The organism is Pseudoalteromonas sp. JC28 (assembly GCF_013319255.1).
In the GTDB taxonomy this organism is placed as follows: domain Bacteria; phylum Pseudomonadota; class Gammaproteobacteria; order Enterobacterales; family Alteromonadaceae; genus Pseudoalteromonas.
The window spans coordinates 925,360-946,191 of the sequence record NZ_QOKX01000001.1; the positions used below are offsets into that span (position 1 = coordinate 925,360).

Here is a 20,832-nt window from a genome sequence, read left to right on the forward strand (position 1 = left end):
CTCTTATACAGACTGTTAGAGCTGAAACTCTTTCATTTGCCCATTTTCCAATATATGCTCAATAACCCCATATGATTCAGATGCTGAGATTTTTACAAATCCACTTTCTTTCAGTTTAGTAATAGCAATATCGGCTGACATCTCTGCACTGATAGGGGAAAAGCCCCCTCCCCTCCGGTTCAGAATGCATAAAAAAGTCACCTATTGGGGCTTTGCAATGTTGACAATGATTCATGTAGTAAAATGAATCGGACGTTGCAGAATAATCCAAGTAATAACTTTTGAAGTGTAGATCCAAGTATACTTTCAGTCTCTCTGGGAGAAAGCTGACGTATAAATACTTGGTTATTCCTTCAGAGCGCTCATCACTTTCAGTGTCGATTGTGCCATGACTAGCAAAGGTAATGACTTCAGATGGTTTGCCGCACATCCAGCAAGCTCTGTCGATTGAAGCAGATAAAATGGAGAGATAGCTTTTTGCGATGCACGATCATCATAAATCGGTAGCCAATTTTCGAATGGTCCCGTATCTAAACCTTTTGGAACAAACCACTTCTTTCTCTCTGAGTGCCAACGAGCGCCCAACGACTTTACTTTCTCTTTATCCTCAAATGGAACTTCTAAATATGTTATTTCATCCATAAAAAGCTACCTATTTCGATAAGCCCTAACGCCGCGTAAAGGCGTGGAATAACGTTTGCTACGCTTGAGCGAAGCGAAATCGGCACACGTTATGGAATCGCTCTTAAACGCTTTGTTATGTACGTAGTTTGATATCTTGCGTTGAAAACAAAGGTTTTACTTGCTTGGCTTCATCTTGATAACGATTTCGTGTATCCCACAAGTCCACAGCATGTTGAATGTTAAGCCAAAACTCAGGTGTATTCCCAAGTGCAGCCGCTAACTTGATTGCAAGTGGAGCAGTCAGAGTACCACCATTAATTAAGTTACTGATGGTGTTCCTATGTACACCCATAGCTTCTGCTAATGTTTTTGATGTAATCTCCATTGGCTCCAAGAATTCAACTTTGAGCATTTCTCCTACACCAACTGGACGACGTTTAGTTCTGCGCATTATCCTAACCTCAGTACTTATGAGGGTCTAAATAGGTGTCTTCTGCTACACCGTCAACCCACTTAAAAATCAAACGATACTGTTTATTCACCCGTATCGAACACCAACCTTTCAGATTGCCTTCAAGATGTTCAAACCGATTACCCGGTGGAACTCTTAGATCTGATTCAGCTTTTGCTGCATCTAGGATTTCAAGCTTTCGATACAGCGCATTCTCTATAGTTTTAGGAATCAAGCGATGACGCTTATCTTCCTCATAAAATGCTTCAAGCCAATCATCTTTAAAATTTACTGACATATCCTCGCACTGTTTTACTGTGCATCAATAGTGAAATACTATCGCACAAAAGAGATGTGCACAAGTTGGGAGGACAAGAAAGTACATAACGCCGCAAATAAACGGCAAAAATTAGTTGGCTATAATTTGTGAGGAACGAGCAAAGCCAACTGGTTTTTGTCCGAGCTTTTAAGTTGCTTTGTTATATGACCAATAGCTTCTATTTTGAAAAAAGCTTTTTGAATAACTCTTCTGATTGCTTAATGCCTTCATCGGTCAATTGCACTGACTTTGCCTTACCAACCGGATCACAAATTAGACCTTTTTCATAAAGCCTATTCATAACTTCCCAGTCAATTTGTTTCCAAGCTCGGCCATAATCATGCAAGGTGAGATGTAATAAAGCTAAAGCTGCTTCATCTATTTTATTTTCATCTATATCCATTCAACACTCCAAAACCTGATGGGCATATAACGAGCCTGTAGAATAACTCGTTTCAAATTTGTTTTTGTAATCAACAAACGATAACTGAGTTCCTATTTTGATTCAATCGTTTAGTTGGGTGTGAGTTGTTATTTTAGGGCGTTTTTTTAAGCTGGTTTGTTGTGGTTTGAGAAGCGCTTCGGAGCTGTTAAGTCAGGTTGCTCTTGGCTTACGACACCCTTTCTCGTAACTTTTCGATATTGTGAACAAGGCAATATAGCTGCCATTGAGCATTGACTTTTACTTGGCCGCGTAATGTGAGCTTATTCATCCCTTTATTCACCGTGATGTTGCCGAATACAGGTTCGATACATCCAAGTCGTTTGCTGTATTGTCGTCGTCCTATTGGGCTGTCTTTTTTTACTTTCATTTTGTCGATGCAACTGATTTTTTTTGCGTGATTCATCACTCTTAAACTGTACTTGCCGCCACGTTTGTATCGGTGGTTTTCGCATACATTGCTGTTGCAGGGAGCAGACTTTACGGTCTTTTAAGTAACCGCAGAATCGTGTGTTTTGTTGATGATTGCTGTTTACATTGATACCACTTCGCCACTTCTCATTGCCTGCGGGGCAGCGGCAGGTTTGTGCTGCTTCATCATAATGGAAGTCGTCTGAGGTAAATAAGCGTAGCTTGCCTTTACTGCGTTTTAATCGGCGCTTTTCTTGCTCTGTTTCGTAGGTTTCGCTCTCTTTAAACAGTGGGTTGCGTTTTCTAAATTGGTTATCAGCTATGTAAGTATCAAAGCCACTTTGCGCCATGAATTCAAGGTTTGCTTCACTATTAAATCCACTGTCTGCGGTAAATTTAATGGCCTGTTTGTTAGAGAATTTATCACTGTTCAGTTTTTCAAGTTGTCGTTTTAATTGCTCAACGGCTGGCTGCAGTGTTTGTTGCTCGCCCACCGAGCCCCATGCCTGTGCTTGTAGTATAATTTGATGTTTATCATCGTTTATCGCTATCCCGTTATAGCCTTGAATTGTGCCTTTTGACGTGGTCATTTTCGCGCTGTCTGGGTCGGTAATATTACTTTTAACCGGCTTACCTTTACTGCCTGTTTTCCCTTCGTGAGTAGCTAAGAACGCGGTGATTTTATCTGCACTTTTATCTAGCTTTTCTTTTTGCTTTAAGTCTTGAGTGACCAGCTCTTCACTTAAGCCATCTTGCGCTTGATGGCGCTCAATGATGCGTTTGCTTGCGCGTTCTAATTTGGCTTTTTTACGGCCTAGATCATCGAATGTACCGCTCCACTCCTTGCTCGCATTCGACTTCAATTTGCACCCATCAATGGCAAACATGTTGCGTCCTATCAAGCCTTCTTCATCACATATCATCAGCACTTGCGTAAATAGCGGTTCAATCTGCTCGTGCATTTTGGCCACGAAACTTGCTATTGATGTGTAATGCGGCTGAAGATCCCCTGACACTCATGAACAGAATATTGTTCTCACAAGCCTTGGCTATTCGGCGGCTACTAATTAATCCATGAGCATAACCAAGTAAAATTATCTTTAACATCACCGTGGGCGGATACGCCGCAGCGCCCGATTTATCATTGTTATACCACGCGTCAAAGCTCGACAAGTCGAGTTTATTTTCGACAATATAACAAAGGGCATATTCTAATGTACCAGGCAAAATTTGCTCAGCGAAATTGATAGAAATGAATTTATTTAGGCAGGATAAGTCAGGCTTGTAGTTGGCCATAACAGTTTACCGTGGGTGAATAATATCTATTAGATCACAGTAACCAACTCGATTCAAGGTTAAGAAACTGTCAATCCAAAACCAACAATCCAGTACCTGAAAAGAGTAATTCTACAGCCTCAACGCCCTGTTAAACGGCACAAAATGCTTGGCTAAAATTTGCGAGGAACGAGCACAGCCAAGCTTTTTGTGTCCGCCCTTTAAGCACTTTGTTAAGTTACTAAAACTCTAAGCAATATACGCCTGCTTCACTAGCCCATTTTTTAATTTCAGATATGACACTATCGTTTTGAATGTAAAAAACATTCGTGTAATCCCAACTTTCAAAATACACTGCATTAAATTCGGGTAGAACTAATTTGCAGAATTTATCTGACGAATCGTTATCACCCGCTGGTTGTAAGTAATCTAACATAGCTTCTTGAGAGCTCAATTTTCTAAAGCATGGGTAACACTTATCCCATTTGCCTTTGAACTTGAAATTAAGCACTTCAGTATTTGCTGCCATTATTTTAGCAAAATTGTACAACGCTTCATTTCTCTGCAAATGCACTTCTCTTGAAGGGTAATCATTTTGAAACTCTTCACGAGTTAACCAATGAGCAAAAACCGATACGGCTACTCTTTTATAGTGAGATGAATCTTCGGCACCGTAAATCTCAAATAGTTCTGGGAAATTGGAGTTAAGCTCTTTTTGCCTATATTTGCTTAAATTTATAAATTTACGCACGCACTATCCTAGTAACTTAACGCCGCAATATGGGGCGTATAAATGCTTGGCTAAAATTAGCGAAGAATAAGCGCCAACCAAGCGTTAGACGTCCCATTTATAATTGCCTTGTTAGCTATACTATGCACCAATATAAGAGTTGATTAAAACACCAGACATACCAACTACGATAAAACCGAAAAAGAAAATAACGACGGTTCGCTCTGGTATCGCATGCACAATTAAAGACGGCATTTGTTTAAAAATGACTAAAGGCGGAACAAACAATACAGAATGACATTCAAATTTTTGATATTGCTTCCATACTTTTAAAAGAAACAACTTTACGCCTGTAAAATACAATAATACAAAGGTAGAAGCACCCAGCACCTCGATTAAAGCCATTAACTCCATGCCCATCATGATTTCAGGGCCAGCCATTAAGAAAACAATAATTATTGCTAGTGAATGCCAAATGCCTTTTGACATTAAATCTTTGATTCGTTCAAACACTAACCCCTCCTTGTATAGCTAACGCTAAGCTAAGCGGAAAATACAGTTAGGCTAAACTGCGCGGAGCGCAAGCCAACTGTGGTTTTTCCGTTTAAGCGCCTTGTTATATTTTAATTACGATTTATACCGATTGCCTAAATACACTAATTATATTTTTAGCTAAGATATCACCGCTTTCTTTACTTATATGGGGGTTATATATACGGACTATATTATGATCAGCGCTAGATTCGAAAGAATCTATGTCATCGTGTTTGTAGGTGGCATTCATTTCATCTTCAGAGCAAAAATGTAAGCCATCGATATCTTTTCGCCACAAATTTCTTGCTAAGGCCTCTTTATACTCCACATCTAGGTACACAATTAAATCAGGAGTCACACCTTCCTCAATCAGTGTTTTTGTTGTGTTTTTATAATCAGACCTTGCCAACTCGACAATAATAAATGAGTAATTTTGTTTATCTTTGATAACGTTTTTGGCAACTTCTTTTGTTGCCTCAGTGTATAACTCTTGATTTTTAACTAAATAACCACCATCAGCTGTTTTTTCATATAAATCAGAAGGCTCACCATTAAATATATTATAAAAGAAATCAATATCTGTAAGGTGTTGAGCTTGAATATTTGCCGAAGAAAGTAAACTAACCATAGCCGTTGAAACTGTTGTTTTTCCGCTACCAGGTCTACCTAGCATAAGGATAATAAAAGGCTTGGAGTCTTTATATTTAGCTATTTGTGAAACTGAAATACCTATTTTTTCAGCTATAGCTTCTTCTCCAGAAGCTCTTATTGAAGATGGTAAATGTGTACGTAACATTTGCTCTAAAGTTAAGGTTGCCGGTGAATTCCAATTTTGTTCAAAAATACTGACTAATGACCTAACCATAGTTGAGCTTAATATTGTATACCACTCATTAGATTTAACATTTTTATTCTTGTTGTTTTTTACGCCTATTATGACAACATTACTATCAATACAAAGGTATGTTACATCTGAAAGGACTAAAGCTGGATCAAAACCTACTTCAATATTTGCTGAATTTGATAAAGAAATTGCACCCTGTAAACGTTCTGCAGTAGCACCGACTAATATTTGTATTTTTATATTCTTTGACGCAGCATGCCTTAGAGCTGAGTTAATCTGCTTAGCATCTTCAGATAATGAATCAATATTCAATTTGCTTATATAGAAGTATATAGTCTTTGTTGCTTTTTCAATTGCAGTTACTTGCGCTTGAATATAGTTTTCACGAGTTTGTAGCTTTTCTACACCATGATTAGAGTCTTGTTGTTTTTTATTTTTAAGGTTAAATAATGAATAAAACAAAGCAAATATGGCGACCGCTGTTTCGACTAAAAAAGCATTGATGAGTAATTCTCTTTCATCTGCTTGAACTGTTCCAAAATCTAGAAAAACCATTGCCAATGTAGCTAATGAAGATAGTAAATATATTAGCCAAAAGGTATAAAATAGAACTGTTTTCATTATGTCGTTGTTAATTATCACCAAAACTCCTTTTAAAATATAACGCCCGCCTTAATAGGCGCAAAATAGCAGGCTAAAATTAGCGACGAAGGAGCGCAAGCCTGCTGTTTTGCGTCCTTATTTAAGCGATTGTTATGTAACACTATGGCCACTGAACCTGCCCCATTAAATTCTTGTAAGATGCTAATGCTTTCAGTGTGGATAGCACTACTGTCTGCTTTTTGATGAGCACCTGATATAAGAAGACCGGAAGCAGCCAAAGTAAAATAAGACCAAACTGAATAAAGATGGCTGCAAAAACGAACTCTTTATTGCCGATTAGCGCTAGAAGAACAACACAAATGTTGATGATAAGAAACACCCAAACAGCTTTCCTTGCATCTGACTTCAGCTCTGATATTGGTTCTTCTCTCACTTCCTCTCGCACGATTTTTCCTGTGTTACATAACGCCTTAATAAACGGCGAAAAATAGCAGGCTAAACTAAGCGAAGAATGAGCGCAAGCCTGCTGTTTTGCGTCCACTGTTTAATTAACTTGTTAGCTATACTTTAACTCGTTATCTGTAATAACTAACATGTCATCAATAACTTCACCATCTAATAGCGTGTGCCAAGAATAATAACCAACTTCTTCCTCTTCGAGTAGAATAGTTAAATTGGTTTCAATATACGAAACTTCGATGTATTCATGTTTAAAACAAAGTTTGTGAGAATGAAATTCGAATTTAAATTTATCGGTTATTGAGTTATCAATACCAAAGTCCTCAGAAGAGACCCACAATTTCGCTCCTGCAATCGCATTTGAAATCAAATTCTGTTGAGCAGCGATCTGTTCAAGATTTGTAAGCAAGGTGTCCATTTGAGTGCAAAGTTTTCCTTGTATAGCTAACATTTTAGTATTTATGCGACACGCAGTTTGTGTTGCATAATCGCTTGTTGGACTGAGCTGCTACCTGCTCGGTGTGACAGAGTTGGTGTTGTTTATGCTATAGGAATTTGCTTTTTAGAGGCTCTCACTTTCCTAGCTAGTGTAATCAGTTTAGCTAGTGTTATGTAAGCTTTCCCTGCATTGCTCAGCGCTTATTATGTATTCATTACACCTAAATTTTCCTTAATAAGCAATTATATTTTTTAGCGTACAGAGGCCGCTAGCCTGAGCAATTAAGCAGGTTAACTAATTGATTTTGAGCAGCTATCGAGCTGCTAACTCGTTCGGTCTACTTTGGTCGGTGTTGCATCTAACTTGAATACGCCAATTAGCCGCAAGATACCTACCTTACAATGCTGACAAGGCCAATTCGGTATCAATGTCACGTTTTCTCCTGCCTTTGGCCTCTTTGCTCTGCATGTGCATGACGCCTGCGACCTTATCAGCGCTAACTTTCGCTTGCGACATGCATTGGCTAAAAAACCGTAATGCCGAATACGCATAAATCCTTTCGGTAGTACATGCTGCAAATAACGCCGTAAGAATTCGTCATTACTCAGTGTCATCACTTTATCACGATTATCATCTGCGTAATCTCGGTATTTGAAGCTCACCGACTGTGCATTCGCTGTCACTAAACGTGATTCAGACATCACGCCTTTTCGGGTATACCGTGCTAGGTAACTTACTAGCTTTTCACTGTAAGCTAAGCAGGCTTTGCTATACACGCACCACTTTGTTGGCGTGTTTATCTTCACGAGTGACGTATTAAAATCACTAAGCGCCGCTAGCATTTTTCCTCTAAAGACCGTTGATAACGCTTTAACGGGATATAAATAGCCTTTTTCTATCTCATTCCATTGAGTCTTATCGAGCGTACCTGCTGGGATTAAACAGTGTAAATGAATATGCTGACTTAAATTTTGCCCCCAAGTATGCAAGACGCTAGTCATTCCTAATTGGCCATGCCCTTTTCGGTTAGCAAATTTACTCAAGGTTTGCCATGCTGCTTTGAATAAACACTGGTATAAGGCACTTGGGTTATAGTGAGCAATGGCATTAAGTTCATGAGGAAGCGTAAAGACAAGGTGGAAATAGCGGCATGGCAATAAGTTCTCTTGCTGCTTTTGTATCCACCTTGCCGTTGCCATTCCTTGACACCGTGGACAATGGCGGTCTCGGCAGCTGCACCCAATCTGCTGTGACTCACCGCAGTTATCGCACTGCCATGTTTGATAACCGAGCTGACCCGTTCTGCATGATTGAAGATGCTGACAGACGCGTAGCTGCTGATAGCTCATTATATGATGTTGCCGATAATGCCCAAGGCTCGAATTTAAAATATCCGCGAGATGTAAAGTGCTCATGGTTTAACCCAACTTGCGAGTAAATCAACACCGCCATGCCCCAATTCGGGTAACCAATGTAAGTAGCTTTGCGTGGTTTTAATATCACTGTGTCCAAGCTGATGTTGAAGTTGGTGCAATGGCATGCCTGATTCAAGTTGATGTGTTGCATAAGCATGGCGTAGTGCATGTGGATTACAGTGAGTTAAGCCGCAATGTCGTGCATGTTCACGTAATGGTCTCCTGAAGCTTGATGCTGACATGGGTTTATCCATTAACCATCGTGAATAAAACATCCAACCCGTTGGGTGATACATTTTCCAGTAACTACGTAATAGGTTAAGTACGCTATCGGAGGCCACCACATAGCGTGACTTATCTCCTTTACCTTGTTCAATCAAAATGGTTTTTCGCTTTCCATCAATATCTTGCACTTTAATATGTAAAAGCTCACCAATGCGTAAGCCACAACCATAGCAAACCACAATTAACGTTTTTAATCGCATATCCGTACAGTTTTCTATCAACCGCCGAATATCGTCTCGAGATAAATAGGTTGGTGCGCGAGTCTTCGCTTTTGGTAATGCGATATCTAGGTTCAGCGGTCGGTGTAAAATATGTTTAAACAAAAACCAAATACTATTTATTTGTACTTTTTGGCTTGCTCTAGAGAGTTTACGAATAGCCGGATCATTAAAAAAGGTATTCAGTTCATCATCGGTAATTGAATCGAGTGGTTTATTGAAATAGTGACTCAGTTTAAGTAGATGCTCACAGTAACTTTTGCATGTACATTGCGAATACCCTCGGTAGGCTATTTCTGTTTTGACTTGTTCTATGAGTGGGTTCATGCTTACCTCCAAGTTATGGGATAACCCCAAGGTAAGTGTGGCTCAGTTGGTGAGAGTAGGATCTCCGCGTAGCGGCTTAGTTCAACAATTTAATATCGAGCGATTGGGTCGTTTTTCTACAGCAATCTGTCTCGTTTTTGTCCCATGACTATTGATAGCAAATTTAGGAAGTACTTACCAGCATTAAAGTTACGTTACATTGATCTAAATGTGAACACGACAAAAACGACCCACAGGGTCGTTTTCCTGACTATGGAAGAAACTCAATTACAATGGATGTATATACAGTTATTTAGGTGAAAGGATGAACGTCAGCTTTTCGCTCAAAGCCACCCTTAGAGCATTTACGTTAACTCATTTCGGGGCAGAAACATGTTAGTGCCGCAGTCCGCACCAGACCAATAACTTAAATGTCAGTATTCATAGCGTTCTATATTTGTACTCTGTCAGGTCAAAAATTAGCGCTTATTCACTTAATTGTGTTCACTTAATTGTGTTCACTTAATTGAATAAGTCACTTTACTCACTTGGATGATAATGGCGAATACCATTGTCATCCACCATGACGTAACAGCTATCGTGGTTTTGAAACGCTTTGTAAAACACCTCGTCATAAAGCAGCTTTTCGCTTTTCGTTTCGCCGCCAACTCCTTGATAACTAACCAACATGTGACATTCGTGACAAATAAGCGGATTCACCAAGCGCTTATCAGCAGCTTTGACTACTGCGGTTACTTCATACACTTTACCGTGCTCTTTATTTTTGAACCAAGTCATACACTAATTTCGCTCCAATTAAATCACTCAGCGCTGTTCCTACAGACTTAAACAAAGTAATTTCATTCTCGTTACTTCGACCTAGGTTATTTTTAGTCATTTCGCTAAGCTCTGCAACCACCTTATCGGGGCTAAACTTACCTTCACTGATCGGTAACAACAATTCGCCCGCCTCGTTCAATACATTTGCGCGACTATCTACAAAAACGCGGCTCTTAGTTACCGTTGTGGTATCAATTTCTCGACAATCTTTATGGTGATTGCCAATGCAGTCTATATGCGTGCCATCGCTCAACCACTCTCCATTGAACAAAGGCGTATGACTGCCTGTTGCACAGCTGATCACATCTGCCGAAGCAATAACAGATGCGGTTGCCTGCTGATACAATGAAAATTCCACTCCCTGATGCTGCGAGGACAATAGCTCCAGCAACAGGCGTCCTTTTTCAGAATTACGTGCAATTATTGAAATTTTACTATAATTTCTAACACTTAAATGAGCATTAATCATGTAACTAGCTAAATTGCCTGAGCCAAAGAAAACCAAATGTTTGGCATGTTTAGGTGCTAAATACTCCGCGGCTAATGCTGACACAGCAGAGGTTCTCCACAATGTTACTTCGGTGCCGTCCACAAGCGCGAGCGGCTCACCGAACTGCCTAGAAAACAGCATGATTTTTGAGTAAAGGCTGACTTTATCGTACTGGTTGTTATCTGGGAAATAGGTAAACGCCTTTACGCCAATCACATCGGCATTCCAAGCAGGTAAAACAGCAAAAGCGTCATGATTGCTGTGACTATTATCTAGCTCAAAAACTTGCCGTGTTGGTGTACCTGCTGGTTGCGTAAAACCCTGTTTAAGCGCTTGAATTAAGCTTGGGTAGTTGAGGTTATCCGCGACCTCTTGGCGAGTAATAATTTGCATCCTAACTCCTTAGTTCGTTAGCTGAAATACTTGTGGCGCGTGGGTTAAGCATTCAAAACCATTTTCAGTCACCAATATATCTTCTTCCAAGCGCACACCACCATAATTTGGAATGTAAATACCCGGCTCTATGGTAATGATATTGCCAGCTTCTAATTGGTGATCGACCCCAGGTTTAATAAACGGCTGCTCGTGTAGAAATAGCCCCACACCGTGACCAAGTCCCTCACCTGCGTATTGTGAAAAGTCACTATGACTTAACACATCGTGTGATGCGTTATTTAAATCTATGCAGTTAACGCCCGCTTTTATTAGCGCCAACGCAGCTCGCTGCGCATGTTGGACCGTGTCATAAATGGATTGTTGTTGCTTCGTCGGCTCCCCTAACACGTAACTTCGCGTCATATCAGAGCGATAGCCGCCTATTACCGCACCAAAGTCGATAAGTACTAAATCGCCTAGGTTAAGTTTTGTCTGTCCTGGGTTTCCGTGCGGTAAGGAAGAACGCGCACCAAATAATAGGATTGTGTCAAAAGAGAGTCCTTCTGAGCCTAGCTTTTGCATCTGATACTCAAGCTCAATTGCCGCGTCTCGCTCAGTGATCCCTACTTTTAACAAAGGCAGTGTATGGGCAAGCGCCGAGTCAGCTATCTCGGCGGCGCGTTTAATACAGTTAATTTCATAACCATCTTTAACTTGTCTTAGCGATTCCACCCAAAGCGGCGCGGCAATAAGCGTGGTATTTTTTGCGCTGATGTTTAATGAAACATAATCTGCGTGACTGATTTGATGCGCTTCAAATGCAAGCTGTCGCGGCCCATCCAATAATCTAAAAATACAATCAGGTAGCGTTTCTTTATCACGATTTCTTAAAATAACTTCGACTCCCACCGCTTCATCGCTAGCACGCTCAAAGTAACGATAATCGGTAATGAGTCGGTGTTGCCCATTTGAAGACATCAACAATGTTGCTGCATGACCGGTAAAGCCGGTTAAATATACAATATTCTCGTAGCCATAAATAATGATAGCGTCACTTTGGTGTTGTTGTAATTTATTGACTAAGCGTTGCTGTCTGGCTGCGTAATCTACATTCATCGTAGTAAAAATCCTCTTACTAATGGATCGTGGTCGTCTAAAATAAATTGGTGTCGGCCTGTAATATAGGCCACGCCCGAAACTATTGGGATCAACGATTTACTGTCATCACTAAGTTGATAACAAACATCTAAACCCAAGCCTAATATACCTTCAATAAAGATACGTTGGTTTGCGGCAAGCTCATCTCTGGCGGCAAGAATTGCAGCCCTACCACTGACCCCAGTCCCTGTTGGACTGCGATCTAATTCGCCATCGGCAAAAATGCACACATGCTTACTGTGAGCAGAGTCCGATTTTTGAGAATTGGAATAAAAAATCACACCATATAAAAATGCGAGGCGCGCATCGTCATGCACTAAGCTAATCTGTGTTGCAATTTCTTGTTTAAGCGTTAAACCTAACTGCTGAATGTAAGCTGCATTTTCTGACGTAAGAGCTAAATCGATTGTATCAGCGTCAATATAGGCATAAAACGCACCACCAAATGCAATATCCACTGAGATTAAACCAAATTCAGATGTCTTGACTTGCTTATCAAGTGTCACTACCTCTGCTGGTACATTAGCAAATTCAGCTTGGCCGTCTCTTAGCCATGCGGTAATTAGCCCTGCAGGCGTATCTATCAACAACTGTTTCTTTGCGGGATTGTGCTGTAAAAATAGTGTAGCTAAAGCAATAATCGCATGACCACACATTGTTGAGTATCCTTCATTATGAAGAAATAACACGCCAAAATCGCTTTCTGGTAACTGCTTTTCAACGATAAGCGCACCATACATATCAGCATGACCCCTAGGCTCATACATCAGCGCGGTGCGATAGTGATCAAGATTTTCTACGCAGTATTGCCGTTTATCTAAAATAGTGTTGCCTTGAGGTTCAGGGAAACCATCGACAATTACCCGCAAAGGCTCTCCGGCGGTATGCATGTCAACCGTCTCTATTACTTCCGCGTGGCTCAGTATTTGCTCAAAATCTATTGTTAACGTCATCATACTCTCCGTGACATGAAATAAGCCAAACGTTTTTTTGGCTTAAACCAAGAACTAGGTGCATAGCACCCAGTCTTGGCTATCACCAGGGAAATTAAAACGTAAACCTTGCAACTAACGACGCGTAACGCTCAGTTTGTCGTAACGTTGTAATGCCGTAGTCAGGGTTAACGATTAAGCCATTTGCACCATCTAAAGATCGCTGTTCATTGATCCCAAGCGCTTTATCACTGTTTAGTAGGTTATAAACGGTGCCCTTGAGTAACAAGTCATGTCCCATAATATCTGTAGAGTAACTGAGTGATAAGTCTATCGTGGTTGCCCAAGGAAGATTACCTACACTACCGCGAGGGGCTGGGTTGCCATTTTCGTCGTAATGCGAAACATGGCCATAATCTTTACTTACGCATGCATCCCAAGGGCTTCCTGCGGTACAGCTATCTATACCGACTGGGTGCTTAGAGAAATAGTTAGTCGGGCGACCTGACGACGTTCTTGCAACCAGACCCAAAGTTAACTCATCTGTGATATCGTAAGAACCTGATACTTTTATTGAATGGCGATGGTCATTCGGTAAATTACCATAGCCGTGATCCATCAGATCCGCGTAATCATAAGAAGTTGTCCAACCTGGATCTGCCTGATCGTTATCGGTTTTCACTAAACCTTCTGTATTACCATAGCTGTGTGACCAAGTATAAGAAGAATTAATCCGTAACTTGTCGGTAATATTTCCTTCTAAGGTAAATTCAAGTGCAAGATATTTACGTACTGCTTGTTGCAGGGCAAGCTCTTGCGCACTGAGTGTCACTTCATCGACTTGGCCATCGCCATCGAAGTCATAACTCATGGTGATCGCTTCACCCGGGTTATTTAGCACATAGTAAGAACCCTGACCGACATTGTCTTGGATACCGAGTTCGGCCAATTTCTTCGCAAGCACAGGACCAACATCCGTATCTTCAACACTGCGTCCAAGGTCTCGATAAATCGCTCTAACCCCAAATGCCATATCGTCAAAAACGGTGGTCTGATATCCTAAAGTCAATTCATCAGAATACATCGGCTTAAGGGTGGACGAAGCAATCAAACCGGGCTCTGTAATTCCGCGTTGACGCCAGCGTCTATCTCGAAGCATTTCCCCTCGACTTGGCGAGCCATCACTTAATAAAACAGGATAGCCATCACTGTCTACTTGATCGAGGTCGAAATACTCAAACCACTCTACTGAAGCCGAGCCTTGAGTGATGTTCATGTTGGCAGAAACAGGTTGAAAGTACCGCCCGTAAGTAAAGAAAACTTTGGATTCGCCATCACCGTTTAGGTCATAAATCGCTTGAAATCTAGGCGCAAGTTGGTTATCCATATCTACAAACGCTCTACCGTCAGTAACGGTATTTTCAAACTGACTATAACGCAGGCCCAGATTTAACACGAGTTGGTCGGTGACTTGCCAAGAATCATTGACGTAGAAAGCAAGCGAGTTAACCTCAGAATCAACCGTCCTTGTTCTTATTCGACGTTCGATATAATCCTGACCGAGCGCAGCACCAGAAATGCTCCCTTCACCAGCGGTTTTGATTGTCCACCAGCCTTCTGCGTCTCCAAGGCCATTTTGACCTTCAAAGTGATCTACCGTAACTTTAGTATAATCAACACCGAACAAAATGGAGTGGTAATCCAAATCGATATTAAAGTCGACTCTCGCTTGATCACGGATAAACTCTTGCTCAGAAACACTGCTGGCTGTATGACTTGATAAAGTAACGAATCCCTCTCTTTCATCCCAAACACCCGGCACTGTTGATGCGACAATATTTTCAACGTTTTCGGTCACTCGGCCCACCACAGCCGACACCGAGAAAAAGTCAGAAAAGTAACCACTATAATTGACACTGTAAACCTTGCCGCCATCTTCACCAGGAGCCGCAACCCCTTGTTTATCACCAATCACATCGCTTTCCCAGTCATAGGCATAGGTTTGCCGTGTCCATTCTCTTTTGTTATTCATGGCGGAAAAACCGATGGAATGGTCTTCATTGATGAACCAATCAACTTTTGCAAACCAGCGATCTTCATCTCGTTTTCTGTCATTGAAGGTCGTTTGCCCAGCCCAACGATTAACCTCCCGTCGAGGTGCATACAAACCATAGTAAAATAAGCTGTCCTCTATTAGTGCACCACTTGCCCAAACTTGTAGCTCTTTAAAAGAGTCGTATTCTTGCTCAGTATTAAGATTCACTGTGCCATTATCTAGGTAGTTTGAGTCGTGATAACTATGGGTTGAAGCAGGGTCTATTCTCACTTCTGCCCCTAAGTTAAATTCGTTATCCCCAGATTTAGAAATTGCGTTAACGATGCCACCTAGTGCGCCACCAAATTCAGGACTAATTCCCCCCGTTTTGATTTGAGTTTGTGAGATAGCTTCCCAAGGCAAACGAATTGAGCCTAAACCAGTTTGAATACTCGTGACATTTAGACCATTAAAATAGTAGCCATTCTCAGCCGATGAGGACCCACCGAAACTTGAGGCTCTATTAAATGAATCACCACCAGGCTCAGCTGTACCCGGTGCCAATAACGCTATACTTTCAAAGCCGGTATTTACTGGCATGACTTTAAGCTCGGCGTCTGTAAACGTTACTCCGGCAGTTGAAGAGGCCATATCCACACGTCGAATCGCCGTGCCAGTCACCGCTATCCGTTCTATGTCCTGCCCTTGTTGTAATAATTGAGCGTCTAAGATTAGCGCCTGTCCAATATTAAGCTCGACATCCTCTTCAATAACGGATTCGAATCCAGCTTTATTAATTGACACGCTGTAACGGCCAACAGGCAGATTACGCAAAATGTATTCGCCCTTGCCATTAGTTTGTACAGCAAACTTCAGCCCCTTGGATTTGTGTGTAAAGGTCAATTGAGCCTGAGATAACTCAGTACCTTGACCATTTACGATGCTCCCTTTCACAGTACTATTGCCATCTGCAGCAAATGCAGTAGAAGTCCCCAATGCTAGAGCAAGTGCTGATGCAGTGAGTGATTTACACAGTGTTTGCGCTGTTTTTTTGTTATTACGCATATTGTTGTCCTTTTGTTCCCATTGATTTGAGTGTTTTTTGGTAACGAACAAACAATACACAATTGATATATTGTATACAATATTAATTATGCAATTAATATTGATAAAAGTGATAACACTATGATTTAGATAAAGATTATTTATATAACTTTTATTTCAGTCTGTTTCCTATACCACTTGTACTCAGCGTTATTATCTGAAAAAGTAGATAGAAAATAACTTAACCAACTGAAATATAACACATTTAAAACTCAACCTATTTTATTAGTGCCCATTCCAGTAAAATTGAATCTACTTCAACCCAGCCTTTAACTTACTCGCTTTACGCTTCATATAAATTCGCCATAACCCAATCAAATTACTCACCAAAAAAGTACTTTCTAACACAATCGCCATGGGAGAGCCGATATAACAATTATGTATCAGCCAACACACCGTACCTAACATCATCACACACCGAAATACCACTTGCTTGCGAATAAATGCACCAAATGTCAATAAAATACTACCAATAACAGCATAAAGTTCGTAATTTGCATTTAATTGTACTAAAGGTGGCACTGTATTGAGTAGTAGAAACCCGATAAGCAAGCGCTTTGACTGCGACTTGATAAACACCAGATATCTGAGGCTAGCAACCGCCATAAGCAAAGCACCAGCCATAGCATCAAGTAGATAGAAGTGAATTGCAGTGAGTGCAGTCGACAAGCTTAGTGCCAATAACACCTGCTGGCGTTTCATAAATTGAAATGAGGCGAGATCGAGTAAAACAGCAAGGGTAACCAAAACTTGAGATAATAAGAACATGACAAACTCCTAAAAGAAGCATTGTCACAGGCAGTTAGCTTGCTGTAATTCACCTAAGTTAATTTTCGACCGCTATTTTCCTAAACGGTACTTTTATCGTAATTTCGACACCTTGTAATTTCGCCGTTTTACAGCGGATCTCGCCTTTTAAAAGTTGCGTAACCAAATTATAAACAATATGCATGCCTAATCCGCATCCGCCTTGATTACGTTTTGTGGTTACAAATGGCTCAAACAAGGTCTTTTGCATTGCTTCGTCCATGCCGACACCATTATCGCGGTATACAATAGTCCAGTGGCTATCTGTCGCCTCGACTAACACGCTGACTGTGCCAGAGGCACTCCCCTCAAAACCATGGATAACGGAATTGTTAAATAGGTTTGCCATTATTTGATAAACCGCGCCTGGATAGGTGGAGAGATTTACATCAGCATTCCCATCTATAGACAAATATACTTCTTTATTTTTAGCCAATGGTTTGAGTGAATCGAATACATCATTGATATATTCAAGCAGGTTAATATCACGCTCCGTCTCACTGGATTGATCTACTGCAACTTGCTTAAAGTTACTAATAAGGCTTTCTGCTCTTTGCAGATTGCGACTGATCAGCAGATAGCCTTCTTGCTGTGCATCGATGGAGGAAACCAAATCTTTTTGCTTAAGGGTTTTATTCTCAAGCTTTTCTACCAACTCAGATAAACAATCTTCGTTATGAGAAAGCGCTGTGATAGCAATACCCAAAGGTGTATTGATCTCATGCGCAACCCCCGCAACCACAACACCTAAAGAAGCCATTTTTTCACTTTCAATCAAGTCTTCTTGCGTTTGCTTTAACTCAAACATTGCTTGCTCAAGTTTTTGATTCTTTTTATATAGCTCATCGGTGCGCATCGCAACTTTTATCTCAAGTTGCTCGTTTAACGACTGCAAGGCTTGTTGATGTGCTTTCAAATCAGCAATATCTTTCAGTGCCCCCGCTATCCGCGTTGCTCTACCATTATCATCTCGTGCAACTACCTTTCCTCTATCTAATACCCAGATCCACTCTCCCTGTTGATCTTTAACTCGAATAGACAATTCATATACGTCTTCACGGCCGTCCACACAAGATTGCAGGCGCTCCTCAAGTAACACACAATCTTTAGGGTGTACAAACTGGTCAAGTTCATCGAGGATGAGTTTATCTTGGAGATCACTAAAATCGATCCTTGGATTTACGCTGTAACGATAAATTTTACCCGACTCAACATGCCAATCCCAAAGTTCATCACCACTTGCCCACAATGACAACTCTAACCGCTCTTGTAACGCTGACATTTTCTGATTATCCCGCAGCACTCGCTGATAACGCCGTTGTCTCGCTCGAACAAATGCTGCAATGATAAGCACAATGACTAGGGTATAAAGGGTCTTCGAGTAAGCGTTCCACCAAATTGGTGCAGCGATATAAATGCTAAACTCGTGAACGGGCGACTGCATATTAAAGCGATTAACGGTATAGGTTTCTACTCGATAGGTGCCAGGCTCAAGCTGGAGTAAATTTATTTGCCTTGCTCCATTTGCAAGTTTCAGCCACTTGTCGCTTAGTCCTTTAATACGGTAATAAAAGCTCAGCTTCTCAGAGCCAAAGTCTAGACTTGAATATTGCAACGATATGATATTTTGGTCATAGCGTAATCGTAATGAGCCCGCAAGCTCTGGCGCAACAGAGAGGATCCCATCAAGACTTGGCTGTAAAGGCTCGCCCAGTAATTCGATTGTGGAAACTAAAATAGGCCGCGCGGTATTTGAAATTGATACATTCTGGGGGAAGAACTGATTAAATCCTTTGGCTCCACCCATAAAAATTCGGCCGTCAGGGGCTTTCCATGCGGCATTGTAGTTGAATTCGTGCGCTTGTACGCCGTCAATTGGAAGAAAATTATCAATGGCAAAATCCATTACATTAATGCGCGACAGTCCACCACTGGTGCCAAGCCACATATATTCATAGTCATCATAAACCAGCCCCCACACGGCTTGGTTTCCTAGTCCTTCTTGCTCTCCTATGGTTCGGACAACTTTCATTTGCTTATCAACTAAACTAATGCCCGCTTCACTTGCAACCCAGATACGTTGCCACGGGTCTTCATCTATCATAAAAACTAAATTCGACTTTAAGCCATCCTGCGTAGTCAGATTATGGAGCTGGCCTTTACTAAACTTGAACAACCCCTCACCTATAGTGCCAAACCATAAATCTTGCCCAACAACTTTAAATGAAGATACATGTGAAGGTGCATCTGAACGATTTTCGAAAAACTGCACTAGGGTTTTAGACTCCACGTCGTATCTCATTAGGCCTAGCGTCCTGGAACTTACCAAAATCTGTGATTGGTATTCGATAACATCATTAAAGCTAAGCTCAGGACCATTATTCGAGTTAGGCATCAAATGACTGTATTCCCCTTGGGTTAAAGCATACCTAACAACGCCATCACCTCTTGTTGTTACCCACAAGGTATCATCATAGATCTTTACTTGCGTGATAAAGCTTCCTTTGATTGCAGACAAACTCGGGAAAATTCGATGTGCTTCGATAAAGCTCGATTTTTGATAAATATATAAACCCGATGACGTACCTATCCAAAAACGCTCGCTACTGTCTAGTGCGAAATTTCTAACATCAGGATGCCCCAAAGGAGCATGCGGAAAGTTTTGTTCACCAACGTGACCAAACGATTCGCTCAGCTGACTAAAAAAGTGCAGCCCCTGTGACTCCGTCCCTATCCATAAATCGCCGTTTCTATCTCGTTGAACACTAAGTACATTGTTATCTTGTAGACCATCATATTGTTCTGCACGGCGATACCAATGCCGCTTGATACTACCTTGCAGATCTAAAATAAACACTCCTGTATTGGAAGCAACGAGTATCTCATTCGCCCTTACTTTAATTTGGTGAATGCTGAGGTTTACTTTCGCACTGACCGACTTTTGCCATTGCACTTTATTGAACTGAGTGTCGAAACTAATGATTTTATCATCCGCGTCAACCACGAATATCCTTCCGTGGGAAAGCGACAGTGTTTTAAACTCACCTTCCAACAGAACGTTCGCACCTACTTTGTCTTTTGGCTGACTGACTAGGCCATCTGCATTGAGGTAAACAAATGCATCCCTTGTTTCTTGGACTTCACGAACAAATTTACCAGTTAAATAAAGTTTTTCAGGCATTAAGGTTTGGTAGTTAACTCGGTAAGCATCGCCCTCTTCTGTTGATACTGTCACTGATTCACCATAACAGGCCACTTTTTTCACTCTATCTGAGCTAACCGCCTCATTCTGCGCCGCTAAAATAGAGCGAAAGGTCCCCGCTTCAGTATCGTAAATGCTAAGCCCAGTACTTGTTCCAACCCAGATATATTTGCCACTGTGGCATAGTGAGGTAATAAAGCCACCGGAGAGATGATGTTTGGAGTTCTGCTTTACTTCAAATTGAACAAAATCATGACCATCAAAACGATTTAGACCGGACTGTGTGCCAACCCAAATGTACCCGAGTTGATCTTGCGTAATGGCCGTGATAGTGACCTGACTGAGGCCTGAATTATAGTCATAGCGTCGCATAACCTGCGCCGTATCGCTAAATTCGGGAAAACTGGCGGCACAAGGAAAACTCGGTAATAACAACAGCAGCAACACACAAAACCATTTCAGTGTGCTGTATGGTACAACGAACAGAGACATGCGCTTGAGTAGAGTCATATAGTCGAGATGTTAGCCCGCGTT

Annotated in this window: 21 protein-coding genes; all 21 read right to left on the reverse strand. The window is 41.2% G+C overall.

The genetic code is table 11. The features are described 5' to 3' along the window. Positions 1-345: 345 nt before the first annotated feature. On the reverse strand, positions 346-642 hold the full coding sequence (locus DS891_RS03995; RefSeq protein ID WP_174168455.1) for a DUF5710 domain-containing protein: 297 nt from the start codon (positions 640-642) through the stop codon (positions 346-348). A 115-nt stretch (positions 643-757) separates the two neighbouring features. Continuing rightward, a complete protein-coding gene (locus tag DS891_RS04000) occupies positions 758-1,075 on the reverse strand; it encodes a HigA family addiction module antitoxin (protein ID WP_099029135.1) in 318 nt (105 codons plus the stop codon). A 10-nt stretch (positions 1,076-1,085) separates the two neighbouring features. Beyond that, complete coding sequence (locus DS891_RS04005) at positions 1,086-1,373, reverse strand: type II toxin-antitoxin system RelE/ParE family toxin (protein ID WP_174168916.1); 288 nt, start codon at positions 1,371-1,373, stop codon at positions 1,086-1,088. 199 nt (positions 1,374-1,572) lie between these two features. Continuing rightward, entirely contained in the window at positions 1,573-1,797 is a 225-nt protein-coding gene (locus tag DS891_RS04010; RefSeq protein ID WP_099029137.1) for a DUF6429 family protein, read from the reverse strand. Positions 1,798-2,005: 208 nt separating this feature from the next. Then, entirely contained in the window at positions 2,006-2,206 is a 201-nt protein-coding gene (locus DS891_RS24440) for a transposase (protein WP_227387718.1), read from the reverse strand. Beyond that, entirely contained in the window at positions 2,112-3,218 is a 1,107-nt protein-coding gene (locus tag DS891_RS04015; protein WP_254605669.1) for a hypothetical protein, read from the reverse strand. Before DS891_RS04015 ends, DS891_RS24440 begins: the two co-directional genes overlap by 95 nt. Further along, positions 3,193-3,543, reverse strand: a complete 351-nt coding sequence (locus tag DS891_RS24445) for a transposase (protein ID WP_254605670.1) — start codon at positions 3,541-3,543, stop codon at positions 3,193-3,195. The genes DS891_RS04015 and DS891_RS24445 overlap by 26 nt, the downstream gene beginning before the upstream one ends. A gap of 220 nt (positions 3,544-3,763) precedes the next feature. Next, positions 3,764-4,273 carry a hypothetical protein gene (locus DS891_RS04020; protein WP_174168917.1) on the reverse strand — a complete coding sequence of 170 codons (510 nt, stop codon included), beginning with the start codon at positions 4,271-4,273 and terminating at the stop codon, positions 3,764-3,766. 120 nt (positions 4,274-4,393) lie between these two features. Then, positions 4,394-4,765: a hypothetical protein gene (locus tag DS891_RS04025; RefSeq protein ID WP_174168918.1), complete on the reverse strand. Its 372-nt coding sequence runs from the start codon at positions 4,763-4,765 to the stop codon at positions 4,394-4,396. A 121-nt stretch (positions 4,766-4,886) separates the two neighbouring features. Further along, positions 4,887-6,272, reverse strand: a complete 1,386-nt coding sequence (locus DS891_RS24770) for an AAA family ATPase (protein WP_174168919.1) — start codon at positions 6,270-6,272, stop codon at positions 4,887-4,889. Between the two features lie 121 nt (positions 6,273-6,393). Further along, a complete protein-coding gene (locus DS891_RS04035; protein WP_174168920.1) occupies positions 6,394-6,774 on the reverse strand; it encodes a hypothetical protein in 381 nt (126 codons plus the stop codon). Between the two features lie 15 nt (positions 6,775-6,789). Continuing rightward, positions 6,790-7,110, reverse strand: coding sequence for a hypothetical protein (locus DS891_RS04040; RefSeq protein WP_174168921.1), 321 nt, complete (start codon positions 7,108-7,110; stop codon positions 6,790-6,792). Between the two features lie 344 nt (positions 7,111-7,454). After that, the gene (locus tag DS891_RS04045) at positions 7,455-8,546 is read right to left on the reverse strand and encodes an IS91 family transposase (RefSeq protein WP_174168922.1); all 1,092 of its coding nucleotides are present in this window, start codon (positions 8,544-8,546) and stop codon (positions 7,455-7,457) included. Then, entirely contained in the window at positions 8,543-9,376 is an 834-nt protein-coding gene (locus DS891_RS04050; RefSeq protein WP_174168923.1) for a tyrosine-type recombinase/integrase, read from the reverse strand. Before DS891_RS04050 ends, DS891_RS04045 begins: the two co-directional genes overlap by 4 nt. A gap of 519 nt (positions 9,377-9,895) precedes the next feature. Continuing rightward, positions 9,896-10,153, reverse strand: coding sequence for a hypothetical protein (locus DS891_RS04055; protein WP_017217477.1), 258 nt, complete (start codon positions 10,151-10,153; stop codon positions 9,896-9,898). Beyond that, positions 10,134-11,078 (reverse strand): ornithine cyclodeaminase family protein, encoded by a 945-nt coding sequence (locus DS891_RS04060; protein WP_174168924.1) that lies wholly within the window; start codon positions 11,076-11,078, stop codon positions 10,134-10,136. The genes DS891_RS04055 and DS891_RS04060 overlap by 20 nt, the downstream gene beginning before the upstream one ends. A 9-nt stretch (positions 11,079-11,087) precedes the next feature. Continuing rightward, positions 11,088-12,176, reverse strand: a complete 1,089-nt coding sequence (locus DS891_RS04065) for a Xaa-Pro peptidase family protein (RefSeq protein WP_174168925.1) — start codon at positions 12,174-12,176, stop codon at positions 11,088-11,090. Further along, positions 12,173-13,171, reverse strand: coding sequence for a proline racemase family protein (locus DS891_RS04070; RefSeq protein WP_095728979.1), 999 nt, complete (start codon positions 13,169-13,171; stop codon positions 12,173-12,175). The genes DS891_RS04065 and DS891_RS04070 overlap by 4 nt, the downstream gene beginning before the upstream one ends. Before the next feature lie 94 nt (positions 13,172-13,265). Then, entirely contained in the window at positions 13,266-16,250 is a 2,985-nt protein-coding gene (locus DS891_RS04075; protein WP_174168926.1) for a TonB-dependent receptor, read from the reverse strand. Positions 16,251-16,541: 291 nt separating this feature from the next. After that, positions 16,542-17,057, reverse strand: coding sequence for a YgjV family protein (locus DS891_RS04080; protein ID WP_174168927.1), 516 nt, complete (start codon positions 17,055-17,057; stop codon positions 16,542-16,544). Positions 17,058-17,115: 58 nt separating this feature from the next. Next, positions 17,116-20,790 carry an ATP-binding protein gene (locus tag DS891_RS04085; RefSeq protein ID WP_217448572.1) on the reverse strand — a complete coding sequence of 1,225 codons (3,675 nt, stop codon included), beginning with the start codon at positions 20,788-20,790 and terminating at the stop codon, positions 17,116-17,118. Positions 20,791-20,832 lie beyond the last annotated feature (42 nt).